Raw genomic sequence first — 17,888 nt, 5'->3', positions numbered from 1 at the left:
TCAGTTCAGCGCCGGTTTTGCGGCAGGGCGGATGTCGATGATGGAACGGCGCTGCAGATCACGCTGAAGCTGACGGGACGCCTGTTCCACGCGCTCGTTCATGAGTTGATCAGCAATTTCGCCCGGTGTCTGCTGTGCCAGATTTTTCTGCTGGCGGTCACAGACCATCAGTAGGGCAATTCCATCCATGGAAACCAGCGGGCGGCTGACTTTGTTGACGGGCAGCGGCTCGATAACAGAGCGCATCTGGGGTGCAAGGCGCTCCAGAACCTGGGTTCCTGGGTTGCTGGGGCGCTTTTCCCCTAGAGACTTGTTCAGGGCTTCCAGAGCGTCACAGCTATGAATGGTTTGGATGGCCTGTGTTGCCTTCTGCAAGGAGGCCTGCTGCTGCGGCGTTGGATTCTGCGGGTTCAAAGGCGCATCGAATGGGAAGAACGCCTGTCGCAATGCGACCAGTGTTCCCATCTGCTTTCCTACGACGCGTTTGGCCTGAACCGTGGCAATGACGAAACCGCCTGCAACCTGAATGGGGTTGGAGATGGCGCCGATCGGCATCTGGCGTACGATGTTCACAACCTCTGGGTCGAGATTGTCTTCCTGAACCCATCCCATGGAGCCGCCATCAAGCGCTGATTGTGCCTGGGAGAACTGAGCCGCCACAATGGGGAAGGGCGCGCCATTGCGAAGCTGGGTAATAATGGTGCGGGTAAAGGCGAGTTCGTTCTCGTCGTGGCGAGGGTCCGCCACAGGGACGAAAATTTCGCTCATCATATACTGTGCCCGACCCTGCTCGGCCTGAAGCGCCTGCTCACGCTGGGCAATCTGCGTTGCCGTGATGCGGCCTCCTTCGCCAAGCTGTTCACGCAGAACCTGCATCCAGCCGATCTGGACACGGATCTGGTCAATCAGGGTGGTCAGAGATACGCCATCAGAAGCAAGGCGGTCGCGCAGGGCATTTTTGGGCATGCCGTTGCGCTGTTCGATATTGCTGATGGCTGCGGCAATCTGCTCAGGCTCGACATTGATGTGTCTCTTGAGCATTTCCTGCGTCTTGAGGCGTTCATCAATCAGCTGATGGATGATCTGTCCGCGCATGCGGTTCATGACGTCCGGGCTGACGGGCAGGCCGGTTGAGAGCACGAACAGTTTCGCGCGGTTGTCCACATCGCGCTGCGTCAGAACCTGGCCGTTGATGACGGCGAGGATCTGATCCTCCGGCGGGGGCTTTGCCGGAGCTGCTGCTTTCTGGGGCACATTTTTATGTGCTAAAGCGGGATGGGCCAAAGCGGCGGGCGCTGCGACAGAGAGAGCCAGCAGGGCAGCCAGGGCCGTAGATGCGGTGCGTGGGGTCTTGGACATGCTCAGCCGTTGATTCCGAAGGTGCCGATCGTTTTGAACGTGAAGTTGAACATCACTGTGGTGTTCCGCTGCTCGCCGCCGATCCGTGTGTACTGTTTGATATACATGATATCCAACCCGAAGCAGTCGTTGGAATAGCCAACATCCCCGCCATTTGCGACGAACTGTTTCCGGGAGAGACTGCGACGGAAGAAACCGGACGCATGATACTGACGCCAGTGCGTCGATACACCGCCCGTGATCTCATTCGTTTTCACAGTATAGGGCGTATTGACGCCACCTGTGCGGTAGTTCGTCGCATAGTAGTAGTATGGCGTCACTGGGGCATAGATATAGCCAGCCGTGAATCGCAGGGCAGGAATGCCCGTGCTCAACAGACCTTCGCCGTAATCAAGCTTATGCGTCCAGGGATTGTAGCGGCCTCGTGCTGTGACATCGACATACTGGTTGGGAGAAATACGCAGTCGACCGACGGGATCGGACAGATGATGGTCCAGGCCGGAATAGGGGATACGATTGTGGGTGATATGCTCCTGAAAGCTTTCACCGACGAGCATATCGATCGTATGTCCGTTCCACACCCAGTTCTGGTGCACACCAACATTGGCGCGTAAGCCACCATCAAGGCGGTCCGTGCCATTATAGCGGTTGAGTGAGAAGAGGGTCGTATCCGTAAATTCGTAGGTCAGGCTGTCTTCGTTCGGCATGTAGCTGTTGGAAGAATTGCCTGTGTTGGGAGCTGCAATCGCCTGTACGATGGGCTCGAAGATCTGTGAGCCACGCCCATGCGCGAAGGAGCGCAGGAAGGGCCAGTTCATTTTGACGGCAATAGTTGGCAGGACCTGACCCGTAAATTTTGTGCCTTGGGCTGAGTAATACAGGGGTTGCTGGTAGGATCGAGTGGAACGATAGATATTCGAATCCAAGCGTGCCGTGACCAGAAACTGTTGACCCCAACTGTTATGGAACGGGCGGTCCCATTGCATCTGAAGCTGGCCGCGTTGATCTGAGACGCCGTTCACGCGGTATACGTCAAAATCTGTGGTGTTCAGGCTGAACCGGCCGCCGAGAGCATCGGGTTGCCCCTGAAAAGCGTACGTAAAGCGGGGCAGAACCCAGGGAAGATCCGAGTTCTGAATGACGCCCTGGTTCAGACCCTGATAAGCCTGCGCATCGACGCGCGCGTAAGACCCGATGCCATATCCTTCAAGGAAGACATTCGAGTTCAGCATTTCCGAGCCGTAGCCCGGAACGCGATAATCACGCATGTAGTTGGCGGATGTTGCGAGGTTGATGTTCGCACCTACCAGCCAGTTCTTGCTGAGGGAGGCCTCCCCCCGGCCAAAAATATATCCTTGAAGGCCGTATTCGCCTGAGGAGTTGACGTTGTTGCCAAAGGTATTGGTGTAACGGCTTTCCCGGTTGGTGTCGTAGGCGCCACCGGCTGTAATATCCAGCGTGCCGAAGTTGAAGCGGTTTCGATATTCGGCTGTAACTTCCGGCCCGGTTTTTGAGGAGACGAGCCCACGGACTGTCAGATCCTGATGCTCGTCGATCGCCCAGAAATAGGGGAGCGTAAAATAGGTGCCGAGATATCTGTCATGCGGGCTGATGCCAGCCATCAGAAAGCCGCTCTGGCGCTTTACGGACGGGTCACTCATGGAGAAGAACGGGAAGTAGAAGACGGGCAGCCCCAGCATTTTCAGCCAGGCATGATCAAATTCTATCCGCTTGTGCTGAGTGTCCTGTGTCGCGCCATAGGCCTGGAATTGCCAGAAAGGGGGAGCGTCCGGGCGTTTGGCGCAGATTTCACAGGCCGTATAGACGGCGTGTGACAGATCGTTGATGAGGCCGTTCGTGCGACGCATTCCGTTCCCGGCCAGCTTCGCATTGTCCTGCATTCTCATGTAGATGGATGTGCCAATTCCATCATGCATGCCATGGCTGAATTCCATATAGGTGGCATAGGTGGTGCTGCCATCCGGCTCCATGATGGCAACATGACCGGTTGCTGCCAGAACGCCTGTATTGCGATCATAGGTAATCTTGTCGGCACGAAGCGCATGATCGCCCTGCCAGATCCGGACGTTGCCTTCCCACGTGACAAGGCCATTTTTGGCATAGCTTTCGCTATCGGCAAGGTAGGTCAGGGGATCGCGTTCAGACGTAGGTTTCCCAATAACGATGATATGCGTGTTGTCGCGCTGCATCGTATTGGCAAACATGTCCTGCGGCGCCACGAGCGCTGTTCCCGTCAGGGCGGCGCTTGCAAGGGAAACGTACCTGCGAGCGCGTTTAGGGAGCCACCGGGGCACCGACATCAACCATCCTCCATGTGCAGCAGAAGCGCGACCGCAAGACAAAGCCCTGCGCCCGTAGGTGCCCATGCTGCAAGAACCGGCGGCAATGCACCGGATTCACCAAACTGTTCAGCCACTTTCGAGATGGTAAAAAGTGCAAAACCTGCAGCAATTCCCGATCCCAGCATCCGGGCTACCCCGCCGCGCCGTGTGGGGCGCATCGAAAACCCTGCGGATACCAATGCCATTGTACCAGCAAGGATGGGAAGAGCCAGAAGCGATTGGAAATGTAACCTGTGACGGATCGACGGGAAACCGGAGTGCTCCAACAGGTGAATGAATCCCGGCAACGCAAAGACCGAGAGCGTATCAGGAGAGGCAAAACTCTCTTGAATGCGGCTGACCGTCAGATCCGACGGGAGCGTCAGGGCACCAATTTTCTGAGGAAGATGATCGGGCTTTAGAACGGCCGAATCATTGAGGTGCCATTCCTGATTGGCCAAAACCCCCAGTGGGGATTCAACGCGCACAATCAGGCGATCACGGTCATCCAGGCGGAAAATGGTTACGCCTGAAACTTCCAGAGCGGTTTTGTTAAGGCGAACATTCTGGGCATGGAGAATGGCAACGCCGTGTGGAACGAGCCCTTCATCGGCCTGCCGAAGCCATAATTCGCCGCCCTGCATCGTGAGGGGGCCGCCGCCTGTTCGCAGGTAGGACTGGTCCAGGAATTCTGCCTGCCGATACATGGTAGACGATAGCGCGGAAATTCCTGTCGTTGTGAAAAGGCCGATCATCAGCGCGCAGGCCAGCGGACTGGCAAGGAACTGCCATGCTGAGATGCCGGCGGCACGGGCCACGATCAGTTCCGAAGACCGCGTCAGGCGCGAAAAGCAGACAATTCCGCCCAGCAGGATACCAAAGGGCAGCACGTAGATGATGTAGTACGGGATGTGCAGCCCAGCGATTTCCAGAATGAGGCTGGTTGGGACGTCGGGGCGGGTTGCTGCACGGCGAAGCAGGTCGATGAAGTCGAACAGGGAGACGAGCCCGGTCAGGGCCAGCACCATGGCGAGTGTGTTCAGTGTAAAATGACGGGCAATATAGATTGCCAGCGTCGTGGAGAAACCGACTTCGGTTTCCTGTGGACGCAACGTGTGAAGCAGCGTGGAGAACCAGCCGCGCTGAGTATGGACCATGCGCTTCATGAAGACTGCTTCACCTGCTGGGATGTGCCAGTCCATTGTTCGGCAAACAGCAGCGCCGCACAGATGATGCTGGGAAGAATGGCAGCCGCCCAGATGAGCGGAACGAGTGCCAGATTGCGCCCTGCAAGGTTCTGAAGCATCAGGGTGAGAGCCTGAAGGCCCACGACCGTCAGAATGGCTGTCAGGGGTCTGGTGATGTTGCCATGACGGGAAAAAGCACCGCGCAGAACGGCCACAAGTCCGATCATGGCGAAGGACAGGACCGTCAGGGGCGCCGTCAGACGGTGCCAGCCTTCCACGGCGAACTTGCCCCGATCACGGTCCGAAACTTCGGTGGGATTGGGATGAAACAGTTCGTGGAGAGACATTTCCGCTGCATCCCGCTCTTCGTGATTGTTCTGGCGGGATGAGGTGAGGTCAATCGTGTTCCGACCAAATGTCAGGACATTCAGGCGGCCTGTATGGCGGTCAATTTCTTCGCGGGAACCATTGTAGAGCACGACACGCGGTTTGTCGTTCACGGTGACGATGGTGCCTCGTTCGGCCAGAATGGTGGTATGGGCGTCCGGGTCACGGTCATCTTCCACCAGAACACCATGGAGGAGCCCGTTGGCATCGCGGGAGCGCACATAAACGGTCATGTCCCCCGAAACTTTTGTGAATACGCCTTCCTGCAAGAGGAAGGCAGCCATCTGATTGCGGATCTGGAATTCGTACCGATGGAAGGCATGGTAGGATACGGGGGCTAGCCAGAGCGTCAGAACATAACACAGCGCGACCGATGCCACGCCACAGATCATGCCCGGTCGTGCCAGTTCAAGTGGTGAAAGACCGGCTGCGCGCATGACGGTCAGTTCGCGGTCTCCGGACATGCGCTGATAGGTGAACAGGATCACAAGAAAGGTGGTAATCGGCAGGATGACGGCCACGAAAGAGGGCAGCATCAACGATGTCAACTGAAGGAAGACGCGCAGGGACAGTCCGTGCTGAACAATCATCGAGACGAAATGCAGTGACTGCGTCAGCCAGATGAGCGCCACAGCGCCGCCGGTCAGGGCGAGCAGAGCGATCAGAAGCTGTCGAAGGACATAACGATCGAGAAGGGGCAGCAGGTGTCGCACTGAAGTGCCGGGGGAAGAGGCCATGGCCCTTCGTGTATCCTTAGCCTGTGACGGGAGAAAGGCGAAAAAGCGGTATTTAGCGCAAGTAGATAGATCGATCGATCGGGGGAGGGTCTGTCAGGCTGTGATAAAGCTGGGTGGCAGCGACACCCAGCAATAACCCTGCACTCACCCCGAAGGCAATTGCTATGTAACGCCATGGTTGTTGTGCCTTGTTGGTCACCACTTCTGCCTGGAGGCTGTAAGCATCCCTCTGTGTGCGGCTCAGGTCGGCCTGAACAGTGCGGACTTTGATCTGCTGTGTCCTCAGTTCGCCTTCAAGGCGCGCAATGACCTGTCTAAGCTGGGCTTCACGGGCGCTTGCCCCGGTGCGCATTGGGTCTGTCGCCAGACTGATGAAGAGGTTTTTGAGGGCGCCACCTGTCAGAGCGTTGCGTTGCGCGCGTGTTCGCAGGGCATCCAGTGCGTTTTGGGCGGAGCCGGACGACTCTTCCAGCACGAGTGCCAGAATGTCGGACAGCACCTTGATGTCTTTTGGGTCGAACGCCTCGCCCATATGTCAGCCGAGAGAGGTGGAAGACGGTCGGGGCTCGGCGGCACGACGTAGCCGATCCCGGATGGCCAGACCGAGTCCGTGTCGTGGAATGGGCTGGGCGGCGATCCGTGTCAGCCCTCGTTTTGTTCCTTCTGCGTCGAGAAAGCGCAGTCCTGCGAACAGCCGGGCCGCTGCTTCTTCCAGATCCCCTGTCTCACTTAGGTTCCACGTCAGGCCTGCTCCCGGCAAGGCCGGCCCGAAAGCGAGCAGGGCTTCGTTCGGCTCGACCTCATAGGCATCCAGCCGAACGGGTAAGGACGGAGCATAATGGGAGGCCAGACGTCCGGGAGAGGCAGGGAGCGCTTCTGTGAAGTCATCAGGATGATGGATGCTACCACACAGGGCTCTCAGTTCTTCCAGTGTGACGCCGCCTGGACGGAGCAGAACAGGCGTTTCCCGTGTGAGATCCAGAACGGTGCTTTCGACGCCGACCGAGCAGGGGCCGGAATCAAGAATGGCGTCAATCCGGCCATCAAGGGAGCGCAGGACATGCGAGGCCTCTGACGGGCTAACGGTGCCTGAGATGTTGGCCGATGGGGCTGCAATCGGGGCGCCGACTTCGCGCAGCAGCGCCAGTGCCGTCTTGCCGCGAGGAACGCGCAAGGCCAGCGTATCCAGCCCGGCGGCAGCGAGGTCCGAAACCGTGGAGTTTGGAGACCGGGGAAGCACCATTGTGAGCGGGCCGGGCCAGAGTTTTTCTGCCAGCGCATGGGCGATGTCTTTTGTCCGGCCCTGCAATTCGGCTTGGGCAAAGGCGCTTTCCGCATCGGCCAGGTGGCTGATGAGCGGATTGAAACGGGGCCGCCCCTTTGCCGCGAAAATACGGGCCACGGCAGTATCTGATGAGGCTAGAGCGCCGAGGCCATAAACGGTCTCGGTTCCGAAAGCGACGAGCTTGCCCGCTTTCAGGAGTTCAGCGGCGCGGCGGATGCCTTCAGGGTCAGCGGCCAGACGTTCGGTATGAAGGGTCTCGCTCACGAAGCGCCTCCCGTGCAGTAAAAGGATGAGTTCAGACGGCCGGGTTTGCCGTAACGAAGGGGCTGACCGTGTTCATCCAGAAGGCTTCCGCCAGCGGCTTCCAGAATGGCCTGTGGAGCGGCCGTATCCCATTCCATGGTTGGACCGAAGCGAGGATAAAAATCTGCCACGCCTTCCGCAACGCGCATGAATTTCACGGATGAGGCCAGCTTGTCGATGGACGCGACTTTCCGGCCTGCAAGCCAGCGTTCCAGCAGTTCTGTGTTGCCATGATGGCTGGACGCCAGAACGCGCAGGCCGTCATCGGATGGGGCGGCGGTATGGATGGGTGTGCTGGTTGTGCCATCAAAGCGATGGGCGCCAAGCCCCTGTCCACCGCTGTAGATCAGTCCATAGCCGGGGAGAGCAACGACGCCGAGAACGGGTTTGTCGCCTCGTACGAGACCGATATTCACGGTGAAATCCCGCCCGCCGGATGAGAAGCCGCGTGTGCCGTCAAGAGGGTCGACCAGCCAGTAGGCTTTCCCGGCATCAACTTCGATCCCAGCGGACATTTCCTCTTCACCGATGGCCGCAAGAGACGGGCAGGCGGTTCGCAGGCCGCGCAGGATGTGCTCCTCTGAGGCGCGGTCAGCTTCCGTGACGACGGAAGCGTCTTTCTTGACTTCCGTACGAAAGCCGCGGGTGCGGATCTCGTTGATGATGTCGGCGGCTTCCGAGGCAAGGCGGAAAGCCAGTGACAGCAGGGCGCGGTCATCATCAGGGGAGACCGTTTGAAGAGGAGCTGAGGTCATGCCTGCAAGGCTACTTCATGAAAGATGTTTCGTCATGTGCTGATGCATGCGGAAAGAGACGTCGTTCAATGAAAGCAGCCATTTGCGGATGAGGGAGGGCCAGCGTCTGCCGAGAAGGGCAGGCCGGTGGCGACCTTCAGGGCCCTATCGGAACTGCAGAATGTTCCCGGAACAGGAATTTTTTTGACAAAGCGAAAGTAAGAAGATGTCCAGCCGGGCGTTCCGTCGGAGTGTGTCAGGCTGTAGACGTAGACGACTGTCGGGGCAGGCGATGGAACCGGATGCTCTCCGGGATCGCGGATGGCCTCAAAAAGCAGAACGGATGGCTTCCCATCCAGTCTTCCCTTGGCGAATTGAAAGGTCGCCAAGGCATCTTCTCCGGTATGAGGCGCGTCACTCAGATGGTCCCGTAACGACGTGTTGGAACTTCCAGGTCTGGCCTCAACGCCAATGACGCTTGTTTTCCCTTCGACAGTGTTGGTCAAAAGATACAGGTGGTAGCCCCACGCATTTCCATTGTCGCGCCATGTCTGGAACACGGAAAATGGTCCGTCTGGTCCCTTGAAACTGTTCAAACCGTCATGCAGCGGCAAGGGTGTCAGTTGCTCCAGTTTCGGGGAGGCAGCCTGCATGTTCCTGGCCAAAGCCGGTGCGCAAACCGTGAAAGCACTTATTAGGAAAAGTGGGAGCGAACAGACGGCGACGTAACGCATCCCGTTAATCATTGCTCTGGACCCTCTTGTGTGGAGGCACGCTGTTCCCGATAACGAAGGAACTGAAATGGTTCGGCCATGCAAAAGGTGTTTTATGCTCGATATTTCTTTCGGTTCGTTCCCTGCGCTGAATGACAGCGCGCCGCAGGCTGTCGCGTTGATCTGTCATGGTAAAGGAACGTCTGATGACGCGACGTTCAAGGCGATTGATGAGGCGACAGCTGGCGCACTGGGGCGTGCTGTTTCGTTCAAGGGCTTCAAGGGTGATGCGGGGCAAACGCTTGTTCTGACAGCTCCTTCTGCCTCCCTGTCTCAGGTCGTACTTGTTGGATGTGCTGCCAAGGATGGTTCGGCTGTGACGTCCGTTGCCGTTGAAAATGCTGGCGGTACGGCGGCCAAGGCTCTGGATGGTGTGGAAAATGCTGTTTTGGCTCTGGGGGCGGATGTTGCCGGGTTTGCCGCGGAAGCCGCTTCGGGCGCGCGCCTCGCTCGTTATGATTTCGATCTTTATCGGACGAAGAAGTCTTCTGATCGTGCGTCCCTGAAAGCCTTGACGGTTGCGACGTCTGATGTGGCTGCTGCGGAAAGTCGCTGGGTGGCTCTGGATGCCGTGTCCCGCGGTGTGTTCCTGACGCGTGATCTGATCAGCGAGCCGGCCAACATTCTTTATCCGGAGACGTTCACCGCGCGTATCGAGGCGCTGCGTGAGGTCGGGCTTGAGGTTGAAGTGCTTGATCAGGCAGCGATGCAGGAGCTTGGGTTTGGTGCGCTTCTCGGTGTAGCGCAGGGCAGTGCCAATGCGCCTCGCACGGTCATTGTTCGCCATAACGGCGGTGGAGACGAAGCGCCGCTGGCATTCATCGGCAAGGGCGTGACGTTCGACAGCGGTGGCATTTCCATCAAGCCAGCCGCTGGCATGGACGAAATGAAGACCGATATGGGTGGTGCGGCGACCGTCATTGGTCTGATGAGCGCGCTGGCGCGTCGTAAGGCGCCGGTCAATGTTATTGGCGTTGTTGGACTGGTTGAGAACATGGTGTCCGGCCGGGCGCAGCGTCCTGGTGATATTGTGACGAGCTATAGCGGCCAGACCATTGAAGTTCTGAACACCGACGCCGAGGGTCGTCTGGTTCTGGCGGATGTGCTGGCCTACACGAAGGATCGTTTCAAGCCGAAGCTGATGGTGGATCTGGCCACGCTGACCGGTGCGATCGTGGTGAGCCTTGGCACGGAAAATGCGGGTCTGTTCAGCAATGACGACGCACTGGCGTCTGGCCTGTTCGAGGCCGGAAAGCAGGTTGGCGAAGGTCTGTGGCGGATGCCGATGGGCGAGGCGTACAACCGTCAGATCGACTCTGATATTGCCGACATGAAGAACATCGGTGGCCGTCCGGGCAGTGCCATTCTGGCCGCTGAATTCCTGAAGCGTTTTGTGGGTGATGCCACCTGGGCCCATCTGGATATCGCGGGCACGACCTGGAAGACGACGGCATCCCCGACGGCTCCAAAGGGCGCTACAGGTTTCGGTGTGCGCCTTCTGAACCAGTTCGTGCAGTTCCATGAGGCTCGTGCCTGAGAACGGGAGCCTGAGAGTGGATGTCGGATTTTACCATCTGACGCGGACGCCTCTTGAAGAGGCGTTGCCTGCGCTGTTGGGCAAGACGCTGGAGGTCGGGGAGCGGGCGCTTGTCCGTTGTCCCGATGCGGCGTCTGTCACCGCGCTGGATACGGCGCTGTGGGTGTCGCGTGATCCGGTCTGGCTTCCGCATGGAACGGCAAAGATGGGGCACGCGGCGCGACAGCCGATCTGGCTGACGGAAGGGAATGACGTGCCGAATGGTGCGAAATTCCTGTTCCGTGTTGATGGGGCGGGAGAGGATGACTTCTCTCCCTTCACAAGAATTTTTGATCTGTTTGACGGCCGTGATCCAGCGAGTGTCCAGCGGGCGCGTCAGCGTTGGGTTGGGCTGAAGGCTGCGGGGCATACGCTTGTGTACTGGCAGCAGCAGGAGCGGGGCTGGAAGAAATCCGGCTGACCTTCTGGCGGAACATCTCCCGCGCTCATGTCGTTGTGTGACTGAGTTCTTCCCGGGAGACGCCTTATGAAAACCGTTACGCTCCGCAACGGCACCACCGTTCCAGCCCTTGGAATGGGAACATGGAATGTCGGAGACAGTGCAGATCGTCGCTCTTCGGAAATCGAAAGCCTGCGTAAAGGGCTCGAAGCCGGTCTGCGCGTGATTGATACCGCGGAAATGTATGGCAATGGCCGGTCCGAAAAGCTGGTTGGCGAGGCCATCGCGGACGTGCGTGATGATGTCTATCTCGTCAGCAAGGTTTTGCCCTCCAATGCGTCATATGAAGGGGTTCGCCGGGCCTGCCGCCGTTCGTTGGAACATCTGGAGACGGACTGGCTGGATATGTATCTGCTGCACTGGCGCGGTGGTACGCCCCTGGAAGAGACGATCCGGGCGTTTGAAGACCTTCAGGAAGACGGACTGATCCGGGGCTGGGGTGTCTCGAATTTCGATGTCGATGACATGGAAGAAATCGAAGACCTTTCTGGTTCCTGCCAGATCAACCAGATCCTCTACAGTCTGGAACATCGTGGCACCGAGTTTGATCTGCTGGATCATGATCTGAAGGCAAGCGTGGTCACGATGGCGTATTCGCCATTGGGGCAGGGTGGGGAATTGCTTCAACATCCCGCCCTCAGGGAAATTGCCGGACGACACGAGACCTCTGCCGGGCCCGCTGATCCAGCGCAGATTGCGTTGGCCTGGGTGATGCGGCGGGAGAATGTCATGGCTATTCCGAAGGCTGGATCTGCGAAGCATCTGCTTTCGAATGTTGCCAGTCTGGAGATTGTTCTGACGGAAGATGATCTGAAAGTTCTGGATCATGCTTTTCCTCCGCCGCAACGCAAGGTATCTCTCGCCATGATCTGACGGGCATGATCTGATACGGCCCGTTTCCACTGCCGAAGCGGACCGTACCCTGTTCAATTTTTCGACCCTGTTTCATACCGATCCGGTCTCTCTGTGCCTCGCAGTATTGACTGTTCCTGCCGTTTTGAAAGCGGATCGGGACAGTATGGCCGGGCGTGGCCGGATTGCGCTTCCCGCGGCGCTCGTTGCGATCCTTGCGACGTCAGGTCCAGCCATTGCCGTGGCTCTTGGCGTCTGGATGACGCAGGAGCGCAAGGGGTGTCCGCTCTGGTGGGCATTGCCAGCGCTGCTGTGTTCCGTTCTGCTTCCTGACAGTACCGTGGCTCTTCTGGCACTTTTTCCGGTGCTTTACTGGCCTGCGCTGAGTTCACGCGATGGGGCGCAGTTTCCGGCTCTCTCTGGCATTCTTGCCGTTTCGACGCTCTGGCACGCTGGGGCCATCAACCCGATTGTTTGCATGGCAGGCCTCGGCGCGATGACGCTTCTTGTTTTGGGGCGGTGTGCTCTGTGGGGGGAAAAGCCGGGGGATCTTGGACTGCTTCGTCCAGCCATTCTGGCAACGCTCGTGATCGCAGCTCAGGATGAAGGATTGACGACGGGCGCCCGCATTGCCCTTGAAGCTCTGTTGCTGGATCTGACCCTTCTGGTTCTGTACGTCCCGGTGCTTCGTCTTCTTCCGGTGCTGGCCATTCTCAGGCTGCCTTTCCCACCGTTGCCGGGATTTATCGTGCTGTGGCTTGGGATCCATGCTGCGCTTGGGTTGGCTGCCGGTGTGCAGGGCTGGAGCGTGATCGGGGTGTTTGTTGCACTTCTGATCGGCCTGATTTCGTTGGTGGATGTTCTGACGGTTGGGCGTAGACCAGATTCTGGCGCGTTGCCTGTCGGCCCTGCCGGGGCGGTCGGTATCATTGCTCTGGCAACCATGGTGCTGCCTCTGATCGTGTTCGGTGTCTTCAGCCCGGTTCTTCATCATGTGGGGGGCGAATGGGTTTGGCCTTTCTGGTCTCTGGGGGGCGGAGACGGCGCGCATCTCAGGTTGCCAGCCATTGTCCTTCTTCTCGGCGTAATCTGGCTGTGGCTGGTCAAATCATGGCGGGTGGAGCGTGGGTTGGAAAAAGCCTTTGCAGGCCTGTTTTCCGGTCGGCTTCAGACTGCGCAAGGCGAAACTGGTCTGTTTGAAGAGCCAGCCGCGCTGCCGTGGGTTGTTCGTCGTCTGATCGTGGGTGGGCGGGGACGTTTCTGCGCCATGATGGCCCTGAAAGTCGGGAACATGCCGGAGACGCGGCGGATGGCTGTTGGACTGTGGCTTGTGCTGCTGGCTCTGGTGCTGGCCATTCTAGGGCTGACATCATGATGACGGCTGTCCTCCTTGCTGTCGCCCAGACGCTTTTTCAATGTGTTCTACTGCTCCTATTGACGCCGCTGATGGCTTGGATGCTGGAAGAACTGCCGCGCTGGATTAATGGTGAAGCTGTGTCCGGGCCTGCTCGTCAGGTGCGCAATGCCGGGCTTTTCTGGCGCACTGTATTTCGCCAGCCTTTGGCGCCCGGGTTGGCTCTCGTTCTCGCCGTGTCTTTGCTGAGCCTTGCGGTTTTGCCTGCTGTCACAACGGGAGGCGCCTTGATCTCGCTGGCGAACCCGCTGCTTGTCGGCATTCTGCTTCTTGTTGGACGGCTGATGCTGGGACGTTCCTCCTTGAGGGATGAAGGACGGCGCGTTCTTCCTGCGGTTCTGGTGTTGTGTCTGACGGAAGCTCTGATTGCTCTGGCGGCTCCGGGGGCAGATGGTCTGGGTGGGCTTTGTGCGATGCTGCACATTGAGCCCGTCCCAGGGCTGGAGGGCGCTTTAGGGGCCTGTGCTCTGGCTTTGGCCATTTCATGTCCGCCGCTTCGTGACGACGATATGCTTTTACGTCTGGAAGGCATGAAGGACCGGGCGGCCCGCGATATGGCGCGGCAAGTCGCGCAGGTTCTGAATTTTGCCTGGATTGTTCTGCTGGCTGATCTGGCGCTGCCCATATCTGTCGGATTGCGTGACGCAGGTCTCTCGGGATGGTTCGTGGGGCTGGCGGCCCTTCTGGCGCGTGTCTTGCTTGTGGTGATGGTGCTTGCGACATTGAGGCTGACAGCGCATGAGCGCAGCGAACGGCTGACGGCCCTGTTTGCGGGTGTGGCGCTTCTTCTGGCACTGGCCGGGAGGTTCGCGACATGATTGCCGGGTTTGGCGTTCTGCTCCTTCTGGCGTTGGCTGGCCTAGGCCGGGATGGACGTGGATTACCGCTATACGGGTTGGTCTGTGCGTTTGCAGGGGCGACGGTCTGTGGCGGCCTGCTTGCGCTGCTGACGTCCGTTACGTTGGTCGGGCTGAATATTGGTGCGTGGATCTGGCTGCGACGTTTTGCGCCTCACGTGCCAGACCGTGGCGCTGTATTGCCTGTGGTGGGGGCTCTTTTGCTGTTGCTGGCGCTGGGCCTCTCCGGAGCCAGTCTGGGACTTGCGCCTGTTCTTGGGGCCGGTGTTGTTCTGATCGGACTTTGTGGCGCGGCGTTCGGGCCGTCTCTTGTACAGTTTACGGGCCTTCTGGTGGCGGCTGACGGTCTGATCGTTATGGCGTGCATCCTGCAATCCTGGCCGTTGTTTGCCGCGGCTGTTGCGCTTTGGGGCGTTCTGGGCGCGCTAGGTGTTACGTTGCTGCCGCGTCTGGCCTGGCGCCGCGTGGAGGAAAACTGATGCATCCGCTTGCTCCGGTCGGGACATTGTTTGCCGTCACGGTCTGGCCGCTTCTGGCAGCCTTTCTGCTCATGCTTACGCCTGCAAACCGTCAGCCCGCCAGCAGTCTGACATTCGCCATTGCCGGGGCGATCATGACGCCGATTGCGGTCTGGCTGATGCCGGGGGCGGATGCACTGGCGGCGGCATGTTCGTGTGCCGTGGCCGTTATGCCGCTGCTGCTACCTCCTGCAAGGGATAAAACTGGTCGTATTCTGCCATTTTTGGTGACAGGGTGCGCCCTGATGGCGCTGAATGTTCATTCGGCATTCGCCGTGACGGTGCTGTGTGGGGCTGGGACTGTTCTGCTGGCGTGGCGGGAAGGCCGCGGGGCGCAGAAAGCAGCGATCGTCTGGGACATGGCCCGATCCCGTCTGGGAGGCGTCATTCTGGGTGTTCTGGGGGCGTCGCTGCTCTCCATGGAGCAGTCTCCGCTTGGGCCTGTTCTGCTGACGGTTGGTCTTTGCATGATGGCAGGGCTGGGGCCATCGCCCGTTCCGGAGCCGGAGGCTGCGTTGCTGGACACGGGTCTGCGCTTTGCGGCGGTCCTTCTGATGCTGCGGCTTGATCATCATGCGCTTGTGCATCTGCTGGTTCTGGTCGCAGGCTTCGGGACGCTCATCATGAAGATGGCCGTGCAATCGAAAGGGCGAGGGCAGTTCCTGCCAGTTCTGGCGGCTCTCGGGGCGATTGCCGCAGCAGTCGGGGAAGGTAGCGCGATTGTGCTTCTGCTCATGACGTCGCTTGGTCTGGCTGTGCTGGAACGGGAGGGAGATGCTGACCATTACCGGTCTGTCGCCGATGGGATGGTGCCTTGGCCGGTCTTCTGTGCACTTCTGGCAATAGGCCGGTCTCTTGAACCGTTCCTTCTTGCTCTCATGATTGTGTGCCTGTTACCGGGATTGAGGCAGGTTCGCTTTTCCACATTGATGCCGTCTGGTCTGGCATTGAAAGCCGGGATTGTGCCGGTGGTTGAGGCTGCCCTTCTCGCGATCGGGCTGTGCGGGCCTCTGCTGCTGACATGGCATCCAACGCCGGGGTGGCAGCCATGAGCGACATGGGAAAGATTATCCGAAGTGGGGAGCGTGTCGCGCTGTCTCATTATTCTCTGGATGCAGAGCAGTGGGAAGCCATGCTGGCTGCCCCGGGTGCGACATTGCCGCTTCTGTCCTGCTGGGCTGATGAACACCGTGTCTATGTTCTGCTGCTTAAAGGCGATTGCCCCCTGATGGCGAGCACGGCAGTAGAAGACCGTCGTTACCTTGCGCCGTCTTCCCGCTTTCCAGCGGCGGAATGGGGCGAGCGGGTGGCTTATGATCTCTGGGGTGTTGAGGCGATGGGGGCCTCCGGGGAAGGGCAGCCTGCATTGGATGAAGGAGTGTGGGAAGCCACATGGCCACTTTCTTCACGTCCCGGACCGGGTGGTCAGGCGGCGCGGCCTGTTCCGGGGCGTACTGTTCTACGTGCTGAAAAGTCGGGTCTGACGGGTCCGCTGGAACTGTCCTTTGATGTCGTTCGGGGGCGAGTGCAAGGGGTGTCCGTCAATGCGGGGCTGGCACATCGCGGCGTGCTGCATCGAATGATCGGCCTTACACCTGAGGAGGCTTTGCCTTTGGTGTCGCGGATGACCGCCGGAGGATTTGTGGCGCATCCGGTCGCGTTCTGCCGGGCTGTGGCTCAGGCGCGCGGCTTGCAGCCTGGTCCGGGTGTTCGGGATTGCTGGATGATCCTGCTGGAAATCGAGCGGATGTCTGTTCACCTGTTTGATATGGCGCGAACGGCCAGAGCCGTGGATGCGGGGCTTTTGGTGACGCATTGCGAACATGCGCGTGAGGCGATTGCTTTCGCCTGTGCTGAACAGGGTGTGTCCCGTCGTCTGACGGATCTGGTTCGATGTGATGGTTTTCGCGCAGGACTGGAAATCGTTCCGCTGGCACAGGCTGTTGTGAGTGCAATGCAGCCCCGCATGGCCCAACTCCGGGAACTGCAATCCGTTTTTGCGCCACGACTGAAGGGTCTTGCTGTTCTGACACCGACACAGGCGCGGGAATTTGCAGTAGGTGGACTGGTGGGGAGAGCCTCGGGGCGAAGTCTGGATGTGCGTCGTCGGGAAGCCGGGATGCGGTTGGATGCTTTGCGCTCGACAGGATCAAGTGAGGGTGATGGCGCGGCGAGAGATGCTTTGCGTCTGAACGAGATCCGCGACTCTCTGGCTTTGATTCAGCGTATTCTGGGCAGTATCGGCATGGATGATGACGAGCTCGTACCTGAGGCGACGCAGGAAGGTATTGGTGCTGCGGAAGGTGCCCGCGGCGATATCTGGTACTGGGTGAGGCTCAGGCACGGAAAGATCGAGGCCGTTCAGGCTCGTGATCCAGCGGTTTCGTTACTGTCTGTTCTCCCGGATATTTTGAAGGGAGAACTGCCGGAGAGCCTACCTGCGGCTCTGAGGTCTCTGGCTCTGTCTCCCTCGGGAGTGGCGATGTGAGTGTGTTTCAGAAGACCGGACCGCTGAGTGTCCTTCATGCCTTCATGGATGCGTCACGCTGGAGAGCCTCTGCGGACAAAGAGGCGTCCGTACACAATGATATGATCAGTCTGTATGTGCTGGAGACCGGTGGCTGCGAAGGCTGTGCCATGGAAGTGGAAAGTCTTTGTGGTTCTGCTTTTGCGCTGGAGCGGTATGGGTTCAGGCGTGTGGCAGATCCGGCAGATGCGGACTGGCTGCTGGTGACGGGGGCCATGAGTCGGGCCTGCGTGCAAATGCTTGAGCGCGTCTGGAACGCCATGCCGCCGGGGAAAAGTCTGGTGGCTGTAGGCGCCTGTGCTGTCGATGGGGGTGTGTTCGGATCGGGATATGCCACGCTCGGAGGGCTCAGGGCTTTGACCCAGGTTCGCCGGTCTATTCCTGGTTGTCCGCCGTCCCCGCAGGATATTCTTTTGGGTTTGCAGCGGCTGGCCGGGCGTTGAAACAGATCGGCTCCCGCACTCAGGTCTCGGGCTAAAAACAGAAATATTGATTTTTTGTGATGGGACAGCTTGCCCACAGAGGCTTTCCCGTTCAAGCAGACGGGCGCATACAGTGCGTTAATCCGTTTCTGGTT

17 protein-coding genes are annotated in these 17,888 nt (G+C 59.0%); 9 read left to right on the top strand and 8 right to left on the bottom strand.

Features of this window, described 5'->3' with window-relative positions:
- The 8 genes from AC3B6F_RS03100 to AC3B6F_RS03065 all read right to left on the bottom strand — a co-directional run bounded on the left by AC3B6F_RS03100 (nt 1) and on the right by AC3B6F_RS03065 (nt 8,987).
- Nucleotides 1-1,359, bottom strand: coding sequence for a peptidylprolyl isomerase (locus AC3B6F_RS03100; RefSeq protein ID WP_489823357.1), 1,359 nt, complete (start codon nt 1,357-1,359; stop codon nt 1-3).
- A gap of 2 nt (nt 1,360-1,361) precedes the next feature.
- Nucleotides 1,362-3,680, bottom strand: coding sequence for an LPS-assembly protein LptD (locus tag AC3B6F_RS03095; protein ID WP_489823356.1), 2,319 nt, complete (start codon nt 3,678-3,680; stop codon nt 1,362-1,364).
- A complete protein-coding gene (lptG, locus tag AC3B6F_RS03090; RefSeq protein ID WP_211568519.1) occupies nt 3,680-4,903 on the bottom strand; it encodes an LPS export ABC transporter permease LptG in 1,224 nt (407 codons plus the stop codon). Before lptG ends, AC3B6F_RS03095 begins: the two co-directional genes overlap by 1 nt.
- Nucleotides 4,864-6,012, bottom strand: a complete 1,149-nt coding sequence (gene lptF / locus AC3B6F_RS03085) for an LPS export ABC transporter permease LptF (protein ID WP_211568520.1) — start codon at nt 6,010-6,012, stop codon at nt 4,864-4,866. Before lptF ends, lptG begins: the two co-directional genes overlap by 40 nt.
- Nucleotides 6,013-6,064: 52 nt before the next feature.
- Nucleotides 6,065-6,544: a hypothetical protein gene (locus AC3B6F_RS03080; RefSeq protein ID WP_010501998.1), complete on the bottom strand. Its 480-nt coding sequence runs from the start codon at nt 6,542-6,544 to the stop codon at nt 6,065-6,067.
- 3 nt (nt 6,545-6,547) lie between these two features.
- A complete protein-coding gene (locus tag AC3B6F_RS03075) occupies nt 6,548-7,561 on the bottom strand; it encodes an L-threonylcarbamoyladenylate synthase (RefSeq protein ID WP_489823355.1) in 1,014 nt (337 codons plus the stop codon).
- On the bottom strand, nt 7,558-8,355 hold the full coding sequence (locus tag AC3B6F_RS03070; protein WP_489823354.1) for a 3'(2'),5'-bisphosphate nucleotidase CysQ family protein: 798 nt from the start codon (nt 8,353-8,355) through the stop codon (nt 7,558-7,560). Before AC3B6F_RS03070 ends, AC3B6F_RS03075 begins: the two co-directional genes overlap by 4 nt.
- A 65-nt stretch (nt 8,356-8,420) precedes the next feature.
- Nucleotides 8,421-8,987: a hypothetical protein gene (locus AC3B6F_RS03065; RefSeq protein WP_489823353.1), complete on the bottom strand. Its 567-nt coding sequence runs from the start codon at nt 8,985-8,987 to the stop codon at nt 8,421-8,423.
- Between the two features lie 175 nt (nt 8,988-9,162).
- Between AC3B6F_RS03065 and AC3B6F_RS03060 the strand changes: the two genes are divergently transcribed.
- The 9 genes from AC3B6F_RS03060 (at nt 9,163) to AC3B6F_RS03020 (ending at nt 17,754) form a co-directional block, all read left to right on the top strand.
- A complete protein-coding gene (locus AC3B6F_RS03060) occupies nt 9,163-10,644 on the top strand; it encodes a leucyl aminopeptidase (protein ID WP_489823352.1) in 1,482 nt (493 codons plus the stop codon).
- Between the two features lie 16 nt (nt 10,645-10,660).
- The gene (locus AC3B6F_RS03055; RefSeq protein WP_082905360.1) at nt 10,661-11,104 is read left to right on the top strand and encodes a DNA polymerase III subunit chi; all 444 of its coding nucleotides are present in this window, start codon (nt 10,661-10,663) and stop codon (nt 11,102-11,104) included.
- A 66-nt stretch (nt 11,105-11,170) separates the two neighbouring features.
- Entirely contained in the window at nt 11,171-12,016 is an 846-nt protein-coding gene (locus AC3B6F_RS03050; RefSeq protein WP_489823351.1) for an aldo/keto reductase, read from the top strand.
- 145 nt (nt 12,017-12,161) lie between these two features.
- The gene (locus AC3B6F_RS03045; protein ID WP_489823350.1) at nt 12,162-13,370 is read left to right on the top strand and encodes a hypothetical protein; all 1,209 of its coding nucleotides are present in this window, start codon (nt 12,162-12,164) and stop codon (nt 13,368-13,370) included.
- A complete protein-coding gene (locus AC3B6F_RS03040) occupies nt 13,367-14,227 on the top strand; it encodes a hypothetical protein (protein WP_489823349.1) in 861 nt (286 codons plus the stop codon). Before AC3B6F_RS03045 ends, AC3B6F_RS03040 begins: the two co-directional genes overlap by 4 nt.
- Complete coding sequence (locus tag AC3B6F_RS03035) at nt 14,224-14,745, top strand: hypothetical protein (protein WP_489823348.1); 522 nt, start codon at nt 14,224-14,226, stop codon at nt 14,743-14,745. The genes AC3B6F_RS03040 and AC3B6F_RS03035 overlap by 4 nt, the downstream gene beginning before the upstream one ends.
- Nucleotides 14,745-15,836 (top strand): hypothetical protein, encoded by a 1,092-nt coding sequence (locus tag AC3B6F_RS03030; protein ID WP_489823347.1) that lies wholly within the window; start codon nt 14,745-14,747, stop codon nt 15,834-15,836. The genes AC3B6F_RS03035 and AC3B6F_RS03030 overlap by 1 nt, the downstream gene beginning before the upstream one ends.
- Nucleotides 15,833-17,272 (top strand): NADH-quinone oxidoreductase subunit D-related protein, encoded by a 1,440-nt coding sequence (locus AC3B6F_RS03025; protein WP_489823465.1) that lies wholly within the window; start codon nt 15,833-15,835, stop codon nt 17,270-17,272. The genes AC3B6F_RS03030 and AC3B6F_RS03025 overlap by 4 nt, the downstream gene beginning before the upstream one ends.
- Nucleotides 17,269-17,754: an NADH-quinone oxidoreductase subunit B family protein gene (locus tag AC3B6F_RS03020; RefSeq protein WP_489823346.1), complete on the top strand. Its 486-nt coding sequence runs from the start codon at nt 17,269-17,271 to the stop codon at nt 17,752-17,754. The genes AC3B6F_RS03025 and AC3B6F_RS03020 overlap by 4 nt, the downstream gene beginning before the upstream one ends.
- Nucleotides 17,755-17,888 lie beyond the last annotated feature (134 nt).

This window comes from Gluconobacter sp. ESL1110 (assembly GCF_058107395.1).
The sequence above is the reverse complement of the archived record's forward strand: the minus strand, read 5'-3'. Positions and strand labels throughout refer to the sequence as shown.

What these genes read in the sequence shown, in the direction of transcription:
- AC3B6F_RS03100 (WP_489823357.1), bottom strand. Translation starts at nt 1,359, where the DNA reads ATGTCCAAGACCCCACGCACCGCATCTACGGCCCTGGCTGCCCTGCTG.
- AC3B6F_RS03095 (WP_489823356.1), bottom strand. Translation starts at nt 3,680, where the DNA reads ATGTCGGTGCCCCGGTGGCTCCCTAAACGCGCTCGCAGGTACGTTTCC.
- lptG (WP_211568519.1), bottom strand. Translation starts at nt 4,903, where the DNA reads ATGGACTGGCACATCCCAGCAGGTGAAGCAGTCTTCATGAAGCGCATG.
- lptF (WP_211568520.1), bottom strand. Translation starts at nt 6,012, where the DNA reads ATGGCCTCTTCCCCCGGCACTTCAGTGCGACACCTGCTGCCCCTTCTC.
- AC3B6F_RS03080 (WP_010501998.1), bottom strand. Translation starts at nt 6,544, where the DNA reads ATGGGCGAGGCGTTCGACCCAAAAGACATCAAGGTGCTGTCCGACATT.
- AC3B6F_RS03070 (WP_489823354.1), bottom strand. Translation starts at nt 8,355, where the DNA reads ATGACCTCAGCTCCTCTTCAAACGGTCTCCCCTGATGATGACCGCGCC.
- AC3B6F_RS03065 (WP_489823353.1), bottom strand. Translation starts at nt 8,987, where the DNA reads ATGCAGGCTGCCTCCCCGAAACTGGAGCAACTGACACCCTTGCCGCTG.
- AC3B6F_RS03060 (WP_489823352.1), top strand. Translation starts at nt 9,163, where the DNA reads ATGCTCGATATTTCTTTCGGTTCGTTCCCTGCGCTGAATGACAGCGCG.
- AC3B6F_RS03050 (WP_489823351.1), top strand. Translation starts at nt 11,171, where the DNA reads ATGAAAACCGTTACGCTCCGCAACGGCACCACCGTTCCAGCCCTTGGA.
- AC3B6F_RS03045 (WP_489823350.1), top strand. Translation starts at nt 12,162, where the DNA reads ATGGCCGGGCGTGGCCGGATTGCGCTTCCCGCGGCGCTCGTTGCGATC.
- AC3B6F_RS03040 (WP_489823349.1), top strand. Translation starts at nt 13,367, where the DNA reads ATGATGACGGCTGTCCTCCTTGCTGTCGCCCAGACGCTTTTTCAATGT.
- AC3B6F_RS03035 (WP_489823348.1), top strand. Translation starts at nt 14,224, where the DNA reads ATGATTGCCGGGTTTGGCGTTCTGCTCCTTCTGGCGTTGGCTGGCCTA.
- AC3B6F_RS03030 (WP_489823347.1), top strand. Translation starts at nt 14,745, where the DNA reads ATGCATCCGCTTGCTCCGGTCGGGACATTGTTTGCCGTCACGGTCTGG.
- AC3B6F_RS03025 (WP_489823465.1), top strand. Translation starts at nt 15,833, where the DNA reads ATGAGCGACATGGGAAAGATTATCCGAAGTGGGGAGCGTGTCGCGCTG.